This window comes from Nostoc edaphicum CCNP1411 (assembly GCF_014023275.1).
GTDB classification, from domain to species: Bacteria; Cyanobacteriota; Cyanobacteriia; order Cyanobacteriales; family Nostocaceae; genus Nostoc; species Nostoc edaphicum_A.
Map to the genome: position 1 here is coordinate 6,584,478 of NZ_CP054698.1, position 12,019 is coordinate 6,596,496.

The 12,019-nt window shown below is 40.6% G+C and carries 14 protein-coding genes and 1 pseudogene; 10 read left to right on the forward strand and 5 right to left on the reverse strand.

What is annotated here, in order from left to right; all coding sequences use genetic code 11:
- Window positions 1-6 precede the first annotated feature (6 nt).
- The 3 genes from HUN01_RS30545 (at window position 7) to HUN01_RS30555 (ending at window position 1,516) form a co-directional block, all read left to right on the forward strand.
- Entirely contained in the window at window positions 7-288 is a 282-nt protein-coding gene (locus HUN01_RS30545) for a hypothetical protein (RefSeq protein ID WP_181929307.1), read from the forward strand.
- Window positions 289-403: 115 nt separating this feature from the next.
- On the forward strand, window positions 404-856 hold the full coding sequence (locus HUN01_RS30550; RefSeq protein WP_181929308.1) for a hypothetical protein: 453 nt from the start codon (window positions 404-406) through the stop codon (window positions 854-856).
- 360 nt (window positions 857-1,216) lie between these two features.
- The gene (locus tag HUN01_RS30555; RefSeq protein ID WP_181929309.1) at window positions 1,217-1,516 is read left to right on the forward strand and encodes a hypothetical protein; all 300 of its coding nucleotides are present in this window, start codon (window positions 1,217-1,219) and stop codon (window positions 1,514-1,516) included.
- Between the two features lie 157 nt (window positions 1,517-1,673).
- Here the strand turns inward: HUN01_RS30555 and HUN01_RS30560 are convergent, their stop codons facing one another.
- Window positions 1,674-2,882 (reverse strand): site-specific integrase, encoded by a 1,209-nt coding sequence (locus HUN01_RS30560; protein WP_181929310.1) that lies wholly within the window; start codon window positions 2,880-2,882, stop codon window positions 1,674-1,676.
- Window positions 2,883-3,179: 297 nt separating this feature from the next.
- Between HUN01_RS30560 and HUN01_RS30565 the strand changes: the two are divergent.
- The 3 genes and pseudogenes from HUN01_RS30565 (at window position 3,180) to HUN01_RS30575 (ending at window position 4,973) form a co-directional block, all read left to right on the forward strand.
- Window positions 3,180-3,841 (forward strand): annotated as a pseudogene (locus HUN01_RS30565) (Uma2 family endonuclease).
- A gap of 141 nt (window positions 3,842-3,982) precedes the next feature.
- Window positions 3,983-4,369 carry a hypothetical protein gene (locus HUN01_RS30570; protein ID WP_181929311.1) on the forward strand — a complete coding sequence of 129 codons (387 nt, stop codon included), beginning with the start codon at window positions 3,983-3,985 and terminating at the stop codon, window positions 4,367-4,369.
- A 10-nt stretch (window positions 4,370-4,379) separates the two neighbouring features.
- Window positions 4,380-4,973 carry a hypothetical protein gene (locus HUN01_RS30575; RefSeq protein ID WP_181929312.1) on the forward strand — a complete coding sequence of 198 codons (594 nt, stop codon included), beginning with the start codon at window positions 4,380-4,382 and terminating at the stop codon, window positions 4,971-4,973.
- Window positions 4,974-4,976: 3 nt separating this feature from the next.
- On the opposite strand, the gene HUN01_RS30580 is transcribed toward HUN01_RS30575, so the two are convergent.
- The 3 genes from HUN01_RS30580 to HUN01_RS30590 form a co-directional block, all read right to left on the reverse strand.
- Window positions 4,977-6,242 carry a glycosyltransferase family protein gene (locus HUN01_RS30580; protein WP_181929313.1) on the reverse strand — a complete coding sequence of 422 codons (1,266 nt, stop codon included), beginning with the start codon at window positions 6,240-6,242 and terminating at the stop codon, window positions 4,977-4,979.
- Window positions 6,243-6,314: 72 nt separating this feature from the next.
- Window positions 6,315-6,938 (reverse strand): TenA family protein, encoded by a 624-nt coding sequence (locus HUN01_RS30585; protein WP_181929314.1) that lies wholly within the window; start codon window positions 6,936-6,938, stop codon window positions 6,315-6,317.
- 204 nt (window positions 6,939-7,142) lie between these two features.
- Entirely contained in the window at window positions 7,143-7,913 is a 771-nt protein-coding gene (locus HUN01_RS30590; protein WP_069073266.1) for a pentapeptide repeat-containing protein, read from the reverse strand.
- Window positions 7,914-7,980: 67 nt separating this feature from the next.
- Here HUN01_RS30590 and HUN01_RS30595 point away from each other — a divergent pair, with 67 nt between their 5' ends.
- Genes HUN01_RS30595 through HUN01_RS30605 form a run of 3 tightly spaced genes read left to right on the forward strand, consistent with a single transcriptional unit; the run spans window position 7,981 to window position 8,706 of the window.
- The gene (locus tag HUN01_RS30595) at window positions 7,981-8,205 is read left to right on the forward strand and encodes a hypothetical protein (protein ID WP_181929315.1); all 225 of its coding nucleotides are present in this window, start codon (window positions 7,981-7,983) and stop codon (window positions 8,203-8,205) included.
- A gap of 38 nt (window positions 8,206-8,243) precedes the next feature.
- Complete coding sequence (locus HUN01_RS30600; RefSeq protein WP_069073268.1) at window positions 8,244-8,510, forward strand: toxin HicA; 267 nt, start codon at window positions 8,244-8,246, stop codon at window positions 8,508-8,510.
- Window positions 8,494-8,706, forward strand: a complete 213-nt coding sequence (locus HUN01_RS30605; protein WP_181929316.1) for a type II toxin-antitoxin system HicB family antitoxin — start codon at window positions 8,494-8,496, stop codon at window positions 8,704-8,706. The genes HUN01_RS30600 and HUN01_RS30605 overlap by 17 nt, the downstream gene beginning before the upstream one ends.
- A 123-nt stretch (window positions 8,707-8,829) precedes the next feature.
- On the opposite strand, the gene HUN01_RS30610 is transcribed toward HUN01_RS30605, so the two are convergent.
- Window positions 8,830-9,891, reverse strand: a complete 1,062-nt coding sequence (locus tag HUN01_RS30610; protein WP_181929317.1) for an L-histidine N(alpha)-methyltransferase — start codon at window positions 9,889-9,891, stop codon at window positions 8,830-8,832.
- 198 nt (window positions 9,892-10,089) lie between these two features.
- On the opposite strand from HUN01_RS30610, the gene HUN01_RS30615 reads away from it, so the two are divergent.
- On the forward strand, window positions 10,090-11,883 hold the full coding sequence (locus tag HUN01_RS30615) for an ABC transporter ATP-binding protein (RefSeq protein WP_181929318.1): 1,794 nt from the start codon (window positions 10,090-10,092) through the stop codon (window positions 11,881-11,883).
- Window positions 11,884-12,019 lie beyond the last annotated feature (136 nt).

Genomic DNA, 12,019 nt, shown 5'->3' on the forward strand with positions numbered 1-12,019 from the left:
AAACAGATGAATACCAAAAATACAACTAGCAATATTGTTCCGTTCAGACGTTGGGTTATCGACTGCGATCAAATAAAAGCCTATGTGTTGCTAGCACCCGATGGGAAATGGCATGGTAAATGCTTCTGCTGTCTTAGTTTTGATGGACTCTGTTTTGAGGGGGATATTTTGCGGATGATCTACCCTACACGACAGAGAGCAATTGCCAGTGTTCAGTTCACGGTCAGAGGTTTATTTGAGAACCCTGAACTTGGTTCTCTATTAAAAATACCTACCAAGGAACCGTAGCCCTAGTAGGTATTGGAAATGATTCATTTTGTCTAATCTGTTAATTCAACATTCCCTTTGGTAGTTACCAGCTACCAGAGGGAAACCAAAACAAAAATGTTTAGTAATCAATATCATGATAGCACTGTCATCCATCAAAACTAACAGCATCCTGGAAACCAGTAATACAAGTGGACTCCCTGCTGCATACGATTATGCAACGATATATTGTGACAACACTTCCTATTCACTGGCATCAAGTCAAGAGCGAGATGAGAACCAATTGGTAAATGATTCCACCGAAGTTGCAACAAGCAATACAAAAACTGTTTGCGGTAAAAATCTCGCACTGAGAAACAAAGCACTTCGGGTATTCCGAGATAGGTGTTACCCTTTTTTCTCATTAGATGAAATTGCTCTATACCACAAGCCAAAAGACATCAGAGATTACATAACTCTACACGTTCACCCTTTCAACAAAGCTTGCCATCGTGACTTAAGCGTTCGTGGTGGGAGTAAGGATTTCTGGGAATCCGTGATTAAGTGGTGTAAGGTATACCCTTGCTCACAAACTAACACTCTAGACTAACAGTTTTACTAACACTTTTTATGTTAGTACAGGGTAACACTTTCAACAGAGGTATACCCTGTACTGCTGTGCTTTGCGAACGGTTAAATAGTCGATGCTGCTCATAAGTTGTAGACGTATTTTTACAGTGTCCAGCAGAAAATGTTTTTCTAAAACCTTAAGGTATTAGAATAACTTTTTATTGTATTGAGCTTTGGCGCACTCGCAACCACGAGTCATTGCTGATAAGTTTTGTGGGGGATGACTGTCTTAAGACTTCCCAAGTTTGGCGTGTAAATGAAAATCAAACTGCAAGGACTACCGGTGTAATCAATTACAGGTTATATTAATGCCCTCACAAAAACTCTAGAATCCAGCACTATGTTTGTACTCTCGCATAACTTGCGTTTTCAGGTTTATCGCCGTGGTAATTGCATCGGTGTGGTGAAATATTCTCAAGGTCATGGTAAGTGGTATGCACAAGTTTATCAGTGTGGTAAAAAGTGGAATGATTTTGTAAGGGAGATTGCAAGCTGGGTAGGTGAGACGGCTGGTAAAGCTACGGCTCCTATGCATGAGATGTTAATGCGTTATGCTGACTTTCCCCTTGAGAAGCAACGCTGGAAATTGCCACCTTTTGCAAACAAAGCAGAATGTTTAAAACGTGTTCACAGTTTTTAGGCGACTGCTATTCATAAGCTTCCCAATAAAACGATATGTAGGCATACCCTCCTATCAAACTAACACTTCAAAGTAACATTTTTAGTGTTAGTCTGAGTGTTACTGTGGAGTAACACTTTTTACAGAGAGGTATACCTATCTTGTTGTTTTCTGGATTCTAAATATTTGGCATTACAACATCACTGACATCACCCAAATATCTTTTAGCAATCATGTTGGGTGAATTCCCTACCCACTTAGCTATCATCACACTGTCAACACCGCTCCTGACCATCATTGTTATAGCGGTATGTCTCATCTGATAAGGGTTCCTATATTCAATATCTGGCAAACTCTCAACTATAGTTTTCCATGCTCGGTTAGCGAAATTATGCCAGTCAATAAGACCACCTTTTTTAGAAGGAAATACAAAATCATCAAGAGTATGCTTTTCAGGCTTGATAGATGCAATAACAGCTTTTAATTGGCTGTTAACAGTGATGGAGCGCTTTGATTGGGTTTTAGTACCTGCTTCAATTTCACCACTTGCGGTTAGCTTCTGGCAGAAAGTGATCTTCATCCCCTTGATATGCTTCCATTGCAGTGCTAAAGCTTCTTCAGGGCGGCATCCAGTGGTAAATAAAAATTCTACCAACGGAGCGTAGTAGTTATAGTTTGTATTTGTATAAAAAGCTTCAATAATCTGTTTGCGTTCGTCATCACTGAAAGGATTGATGTCTTCTTTTGTTCCTGATTTTTTTGTCGATGGGATTAAGTTTCTAAGCCCTTCAAAAGTGTTTGACTGTAACTTACCGCTAGCTACTCCCCACTTACAGCAAGCATTTATCAATTTCCATTGCTTCTCAAGACTACTAGTGGATGTACCTTTATGATCTTCCACTAGCCAGTGCATCACAGAAACAGCATCTCTTGCTAACTTGTGAGGGCATTTGATGAGCTTGTTTCTGATACGGTCATAATCAATCATGCTGTTGGCTTTCAAGGTTTTAGATTTGAATTGCGTGTAGTCTTCAAACAGTTGCAGTAAGTCAACTGCATTCACTGACAATCTAGCTGCTACAATTTCTCTCGCTTCCTCTGCATCCTGAATAGCCGCTTCCTTTGTTCTGCCCTGTAAAGCCTTTGGTTTGTACTTAGTTAACGTGGGGTCAAAGTATCCGGTTATGCAATCCTGGTAAATTCGATTAGCAATTTCCTCAGCTTTAGCGATCGCCAGTTTGTCGTTATAGCTTGCTCCTGGTGTTGGGTTAAAGCTGTATCTTTTTCCGGCATGGGAGAATCTGAGGATTATAGAACCGTTGTTATCTCTAGGCGCAATTTCTCGCATACGTACCACTTCACTTACTTGTTTGCCACATTCTGGCATAAAGCTGGCATAAAATGCAGTGTTGCTATGGAGATTGCAAGAGGAAAATCTTACACTGCAACGTTTTACAGGAATATTGAGCTAGGACTGAAAATCCTCGTGTCACCGGTTCAAGTCCGGTTCCTGGCATACTTCACAGACTAAAAGACAACTTGCATAATGCATAAGCAAAAGAGTTGCCTGCAAGTTGTTTTTACCTGGGGTAGAGAACGCTATCAGAATGCGTTCATTCCCTACACCCTTTGCAAGTTGAATTTACCTATAATCAAAGAAACCGAAGCCACCGCGGTAATAGTCATGCTGTCAGAAAACCTTAAAGTCGTTGGGCTTCCAAGCACTGACGAACTAGCTTGCTCGGACGATATACCTGTGGATAATGAGGATCAAAATTTTCTGCCCAACATTCTACTGTTCCTATTAACCTCGATTTGGGCAACGCGCACCGATTGGTTTTTTGGCGTAGACATGGCAATCTACCACACGACAGGGGCTAATGCGAGAGTCCCCATAGTACCAGATGGGTTTCTGAGTTTGGGAGTCGATCGCAAAAAAGGTGGTAAATCGCGTAGAAGTTACGCTGTCTGGGAAGAAAATGAGGTAGTACCGATACTAGTATTGGAGATGGTATCCCATTCCCCAGGAAGTGAATACGACGAAAAGCTAGAAATTTATCGGAAACTTGGCGTACTTTACTACATTATTTACAACCCCGAATATTGGCAACGCGATCGACACCAACCATTTGAAATTTACAAATTGGCGAACCCTATTGGATGCCAGAGGTTGGTTTAGGAATTGGACGACATCAAGGTGTTATTGGTGGAATTGGTCAGGAATTTCTATCTTGGTATGACGAACAAGGAAATCGGTATTTAACGACAGAAGAAAAAGCAGAAAAGTTTGCACAGCATTTACGTTCTCTTGGTATCGACCCCGATAATTTACCCAGCAATCCGTAAATTAGGTTTGCTTCAAGCTAAAAAGCGGGAAGTTGTTAAGTAGTTGAAATCTTGTTAACCTTTATGCTTAAAATTGCACAAGAGGTTTATTTGGCATCTAATGACAGCTAAAGTTAACCCTTTGCAGGACTCCCCCAAGCAATGCTGACTGAAATTTTACCTTTCCGTTTTGAGTTAGACACGATCGCGATCGCAGGAGCGAGTTTGTGGTCATTGGCGCTATATCTAGGTTTTTCCCCAGTTAATCAATGGGTAATCGAGCAACTCAACCGCTGGTTTAACTTTGCCGAGCGATCGCTTTATACTAGCCAATCAGAATTTGAAAAGACTCGTAAAGCCAGAGAATCTCAAAATGCTTTCTACGCTTCTCTGTTCAGTATCGTGCCTTTTTTAGTAGTTGGTGCTTTATGTAACTGGGGTCTGGAAATTAGTTTAGGTGAGAGTTGGGGAATTAGTACAGGTATATTAGCTTGTATGGGCGCTGGCATTTATGAACTTGGGCGCAGGGATGGAGAATCTTCGGATTAAAAATAAAATTATGAAAAAACTTTTAATGAGCTTGGCATTAGTGTCAGCAAGTATTTGTACAGTACTATCTATCTCTGCTTTGTCAAATGCTTTGTCAGATCGTTGCTCACTTCAAAATCAACTCAGCATCCTTCCGCCCGAAATCTTCAACAAAATCTTTCCTGAAGAAGTTAATCGGTTGAGTATATTTCAAAAACGTCCGCTAACTTCAGCTTCGGAAAAGGAAATTAAGCAAGCTGCTGTAAACTATACTCTTGCCCACTCTTGCCAATTTAAGATACTCAGCGGCATACCTGAAGCAATATTTGCCCGTCCAATCAAAGCTGCTGAAATTCCTTCTACTGGTTTTGGTGAGTTTGATTTTATGGGTAAAGAACCGCCATTGATGTTAGTAGTAGTCAAAGGAAACTTTGACATTAGCGGTTCTACTTCTGGCGGCTTTCAATCTTCAAATCCTCGTCGTTCAACAAAGTATACTGCTTATATTTTTGACCTCCAGGCTGGTACACCAATTTTTTCCGCAACTGGATTGACAGGAGAATACTTCCGCAATGCCCTTAATGACTCAACGGTGCCAGATGATTTAGAATCTGTTGGTCTTTAATTGTTACCCAATTTCCTCACCAACAATCTGTGCTATCTTCTGGGCTGCACCGCTTTCACCGCGAATATTGCGGAGTTTAGCGCGGATATTATCCAATTTTTCTGGATGGGCTAATAAATCTAAAACCATTTCCCCAATTTCTTGCGGTTGAAGTTTACCCATAAGTTCTGGCACTATTTCTTCCTGTGCCCAGATATTTGGCCATGCTAATAAACCTTTGCGTCTCACAAATCTTAGGAATAACCAATTAATTACGTTGGCAAAGGGCGTACCTACACCTGGCAGATTTGCCAGCAATCCAGGTAAACCATCCCAAGAACGCATTGCATCAAGTTGCTGCGTTGGCAGCAAAACAATCATTGGTATTGCTAAAGCACCGAGTTCGGCAGTGTTTGCCCCCACCGTAGTTAAGCAGATGCAGCACTGCGACAATAAGTTATATGCAGGATTTTCTTGCCACAGTTCCACAGTTAAGCCCGTTGTTGTTTTAAGCAATGCCTTGCCTCTACCGTCCTCTGGGACAATTAAGGAAGCACCGCCAAAGCCAAAGATTTCAGCAATAGAGTTCTTTTTGAGATCGGCAAAACTAGCTAAAGTTTGTAAATCCAGGGTTGGGGCTACAGGAATCACAAATCTGGTTTGCGGTCTTTTTGCATGAATGTATTCGGCAATGCTTAGAGTTAATGGCACTCCTTGGGATAATTTTGCTGCTTTTGATCCAGGAAGTAAACCAATCAATTCAGTTTTCGGTGATGCAAGAGAGGAATTTGAATCTAGACTTTCCCCTGCTTCTAGCATCAAATCTCCGACGACAGTGAATTTGTGGGCATATTTTGCTGGGACTTTGGCTGCAACTTTGGGTTTCATCACACCAAAGCGATCAATCCAGTTATGCCACCTGGCTTCCCATTCGGCGTAAACCACTGTGCGATATCCAAGTTTTTTACCTATGACTACGGGAAAAATTTGATCGCCACCGAGGAAAACAACTACACCGCGACTTCTCCAGTCCCAATTTTCAAATGTTTTGCCCCAAAGCAAAAATTGCCAAAAATGCTCTGCTTCTTGTACTCTATCTACTTCTGGGTAAGAAAGAGCGATCGCAGCTTCTTTTCCACTGGCATTTGAGCAAGGTGACAATACCACAGAAATCCTCACTAAAGAAGGATCATCCCCTAGTTCTTGCCGCAATGCCTTTACTACTGGACGCACCCAGGTTGTTACCTCACCTGGGCCATTTGATAGGATGAGAATATCTACTTCAGTCATTAGTTAATGGTCAGGAGTTAAGGGCCATTATTTACATACGTTGAATTTATTTCGCTGACTTAATTAGGCAAACTACTCCAAAATCCACGCAGCCTGAAAAAAGTCATGCTCACAAAACATAGCATAACGATAGGTTGAATGCACAACAGGATTGGTAGTGGCATAATTGTCAACTAAATTTTCTAATTGTTGTGTTAGTGGTTGAAAGTCTGCGCTGCTGTAAGTACGAATCCAGTCTGCATATTGATGATTAGGAATGCCATTACAAGCCAACTTTTTTCCCAAAAAGGCATACAAACGCATACAGGGAGACATCGCCGCAGCAGTTAAGCCCACATCTCCACCCCAAGCAGTTGCTAATAAAAAGTCAGTATAGCGGCGGGTAGCAGATTGTGGTTCTACAGAATGCAAATTGACTCCCCACTGCGAAGCATAGCCACTATGCAACCGCAGTTCTTCTAAAACACCGCTAGCTAAGTTATGAAATGTAGTGAAGCCTAACCAGTCTGGTGCTTTAGCTGCGGCGATACTGTACGCACGGGCAAAAACTTCTAAAAAAAAAGCATCTTGCCCTACGTAGTAAGCAAATTTCACTTGCTCAAGAGTACCATCGCCAATGCCTTGAACGAAAGGATGCTCTAGGCAAGCTTGGGCTAAGTCTTGATTTGCTGCCCATAATTCCTTAGATAAAGTCATTTGTTATTTGTCATTTGTCATTTGTATATAGGACTCCTATTTGATTCTTGAAAAAAATCAGTACAACTTGAAGAGGCTTGTTTCCTGTTGTTTGTTGCCTATTGCCTATTGCCTATTGCCTACCTACCCAAATAATTTCAGAAATCAAAGCGGATTCCTATATTATCCCTCTGTTCTTTTAACTCTCTCCCTTAAAAAAAGTACTTAAAAAGGGAAGAACTGGAGCAAGACTGAGCCAAGACTTCCCAAAAAGTCAACAAAACTGGGTTTACCAGCGCTTACCTTTTCATTGACGGGTGTTTGTAGTTCTTTAATAAAAGCTTGGGCTGTTAGCGTTCCAGGATTGTTGTTTTGGGATGTAAACAATTTTTCCGCAACTTGGGCGTCTTGGAATGCACCTTGTCTATCTAGTATTTGGTAACGGGCGACACCACGAGCTAAATAAGCACCCGCATATTCTGGTTTAATAGCGATCGCTTGATTAAAATAACTAATTGCTTGCTGTTGGTTGCCTTTTTGTGCCTCTGCTACACCCCAAGCATAAAATTCTTCTGGTGAAGCAATTTGTGATGGTATACCAACTGCACCTTGGAAGTTAGCACCATTTAGGTAAGCACCAGTCAGTTCTACATTTGCTAGATAGGTATTTCTCAAATCAGCACCCGTCAAATTTGCCCCACTAAATTTAGCTTCGCTCAAGTTAACACCAAATAAACTAGCGCCACTCAAGTTTGCACCCCGCAAATCTGCGCCGCTCAAGTTTGCACGACTGAGGTTAGCACCTGTGAGATTAGCACCACTCAAATTTGCTCCAGATAAATCAGCCATCACTAAACCTGCACTAGTCAAATCACAGTTTTGACATTGTTTAGTTGCCAATAACTGTCTAACATGTTCAGAATTTGCTGCTTGTACGCTGGTTGTCAAACTAATCGTGGTTAAAAATGCGGCTACACCTAGAATGTGGTTTTTCATATTTATGTAATATTTCTTACTCAATACCAACACTAACTGAGATGGATTTATACTTCAGCATTATGATATGAGCAATTTTAACAATTTGACCTCTGTAGTTACCTATATTACTTATAAATTTGAGTATGGCGGTTATCAGTTGGCTTTGATACCAGTGTTAAACAAGCGATATCTTCTGTTGCGTGTGCAACGCGATCGCATTTCTCTATTTTATAAACAAGCGATCAATGTCAAGCAAAATGATGTGCCTCCACAACAGTCATTTGCTTTCGTATGCTCCGATTTTAAATAAATATGAGACTATAGAAACATTAAAGCAGTCAGAAAAACGTGAGTCAGCAAGACAAACTCTTAGACAAAATTCTCTCTGGGACTTCTGATACAGACATCCCTTTTGCCCAACTGTGGCAACTTTTATATACACTAGGCTTTGATGAACGGATTCGTGGCGATCATCGTATTTTTATCAAAGCCGATGTTGAGGAAATATTGAACCTGCAACATAAAAGAGGTAAAGCCAAAAGCTATCAAATTAAACAAGTTCGGGCAGTAATTCTCAAGTATAAACTAGGAAGTAAAAATGATGTTTCGCTATGAAATCATTCTCTACTGGAGTGAATTAGATCAAGCCTTTATTGCTGAAGTACCAGAATTATCAGGCTGTGCTGCTGACGGCGATACTTACCAAGAAGCCCTGCATAATATAGAATTAGTTATGCAGGAATGGATAGAAACGGCTAAAGATTTGGGGCGTTCAGTTCCTCAGCCTAGACCGCGTTTAATGTACATTTAATTGATACAAAATCCTACTGCCATAATAATATCTATAGCAGTCCTAAATTATACGTGAAAAGTTAGATACCCAACTTATCAAATAAGTTGGGTATCTGAACAGCGCAAAATATAATTGAAAAGGTTAGTTACTGGCAACCTTACAAATTACCATAATATGTGATTTGTATTTGTTAGTACTATATTGAAGAAGTTGTAATCCAGAACGTTCTAGTTCTTGTAAAAGTGCAGGCATTTCATGCTTATGATGTCGCCAAATAGTAATTTCTTCACCTTCTGAGATTTTAATCTTTTTATCTATCCCCATCTGATTAAAATTTATAGTGTAATCATGATGTAGTTTGATATTAGCGATTATACTATCTGTTTTTAAATCATACTTCCTCACTAATTCACAATCTTCAGATTTAATCCCAATCTTGTTTTTTACCCATCCATATATTTCTTCTACATGATACTTGCAGCCACCTCTCACGTTTCCATCCCATCTAGAGTTAGAGCCAATTTCATTAGTGAATACCAAAAAATCGTTTTTCCCCATGCTATCTCTAAAGTTTTTGAATACCTCGTCTCTATTTTGATGATTACCAATAGTAACCCCTAAGTGGAAAAATATTTTTGCTGTGTCATCAATTTCAAGGCTAGCTTTATTTTGAAATAAAGTTTTGGGTACGCAACTATTTTCGATGTCAATTGTGGAACTGATAAACTCGACGAGAGGAAACCATTTTTTAAAATTTTTTCTAGATAAATTAAGCAATTCATCGCTAATATCCAATGCGATATACTTATTGATTTTTGCCAATTGATTAAGTCTTTGAATAAATTTTTTAACGGGGTATGAATTTCCTGCACCTACGTCTACAATATTGACTTTTTTCCCATTTTGAATATTGGCATTCAAGTATTTAAAGTTATTCTTTAAAAGTTCAATTTCTACATTTGATGTTCGATACCATGTAGGAATAAGATATTTGAGATAGAATTCATTCCAGATTTGTGCGCCTCTACCTTTATAAGAATACTTTAGAGGTATTTCTCGTCTGAATTCTAATGCATCAATTATTCCTAAAACTTCTTCTTCAGAAAAAAGAGAGTAGAACTCAGAACTTGGCTTGGCTGTGCGACTGATAGCAGTTGACATATCCGAGGGAAGTTGGGAATTGCTACGAAAATTTTGAGCCATTATTCTTGTTCTTTGGTTTTCTTAGGTATTTAAGATTAGCCGCAATGCTTGCCAAAGAGGTATTTTCCCATACCGTTGTCCAAAAATTGGGAATTTCTATTACAAATAGATTCCACATTCCCCACTCTCAACTGACCAATGTGGTTTTTTACAATCAAAATACGAGATAATTTTCCAAAGATACAGGGGTAAATTCCAGTGCTTCAGCAACCAGAACGCCAGGAAACTTCGTCGATACAGTCAATCCAGCGCGTGCTTAAGAGTTTAAGCACTTACCGATGGACTTCTCTAGGAGCATTGGTTAGCCTGTTGCTGTTGACGATCGCAAACGCAGTTACCCCACAACTATTTCGGTGGGGAATTGATCAGGGTATCATCGAAAAAAACCTCCAAATTGTGCTGTACAGCGCCGCCTGGATGGTACTCGCCGCGATCGCTCGTGGTGTATTTAACTTTGGACAAAGCTATTTAGCAGAAGCAGTGTCTCAAGGTGTAGCTTATGACCTGCGAAACAAAATTTTCAGCAAGATTCAAAATCTCAGTTTCAGTTATCATGACCAGGCGCAGACTTCCCAACTGCTAACCCGTGTCACCAGCGACATTGAGCAGATCCGTACCTTTGTTGGCACTAGCTTAATTCAGGTCATTGGTTCAATTGTGACATTGGTGACTATTTCGGTAGTTTTGCTGGTGATGAACTGGCAATTAGCACTAATTACCCTGACAGTAGTACCCATAGCTGGATGGTTAATGGCGCGATTCATCAACCGAAATAACAAACTTTTTCGGCAGGTACAAGAGCAACTGAGCAACCTCAATGCTGTATTGCAAGAGAACTTACTCGGAATTCGGGTAGTGAAAGCCTTTGTGCGGGAATCAACTGAAAGGTCGCGTTACACGACACTGAATGATGGCCTAGTCAAGGCAAACATGAAAACCATTAGCGCCATCCGTGATACCTTCCCCGTGATCTTTTTGCTGAGTAATTTAGTAACACTAGCAGTTTTCGGCTACGGGGGAGCGCAGGTAATTGGGAATAGATTTTCCATTGGCGAACTGGTGGCGTTTAATTCATACCTAGCGTTGATTCTCCAACCAATTTTGTTAATTGGATTTGCTGCACCTGCGATCGCTCAATCAGCTGCTTCCGCCGAACGAGTCTACGAAGTTGTAGATGCGGAGGTAGAAATTCGCGATCGCCCCGGCGCTGTCCCATTTGACACCTGCGTTGGTAGAATCACCTTTGAAAATGTTTCCTTTCGCTATCCAGGAGCAACAACCGAAACTCTCAAAGAAGTTTCCTTTGAAACCAAGCCGAAAGAGCTAATCGCCGTTTTAGGGATGACTGGTTCCGGGAAAAGCACAATTATGAACTTGCTTGCCCGCTTTTATGATGTCACAGGGGGAGCAGTTCGCATTGACGGACGAGATGTAAAAGATTTTACGCTCAAAAGTCTGCGATCGCGTATTGGGATTGTATTTCAGGAAACCACCCTCTTCTCTGGCACACTCCGCGAAAATATTGCCTACGCCAAACCCGATGCAACCTTAGAGCAGGTGATTGATGTTGCCAAAACCGCACAAATGCACGATTTTATTAGCGGTTTACCCGATGGCTACGAGACGATTGTAGGTGAACGGGGTGTGGGCTTATCTGGTGGACAAAAACAAAGAATTGCGATCGCTCGTACCTTACTAACCGATTACAGCATTCTGATTTTAGACGATAGTACCTCAGCAGTAGATGCCAAAACTGCTGCCCAGATTCAAGCCGAACTAGATGGCTTAATGCGCCAAAAAGCTTGTACAACCTTTGTAGTAGCTCAACGCATTAGCACCGTCAAGAATGCCGATCGCATTTTTGTCATGGATAAAGGAAGATTGGTAGCACAAGGCACTCACGAAGAATTGATGCAAACCAGCCCACTCTACGGGGTGATTTTAGAATCTCAAGTAAAACCAAAAGAGAAAAATAATCCTCAATTAGCATAATTAATTTTGCTCACACCCTTCTAAATAAGTCGGTGGGAATAAACCAAAACGTAAATAGTCTTAAAACCCTTATCAATAACAAATGACAAATGACAAATGACAAATGACATTAGCCTTAATCGCACCGACTTAACTT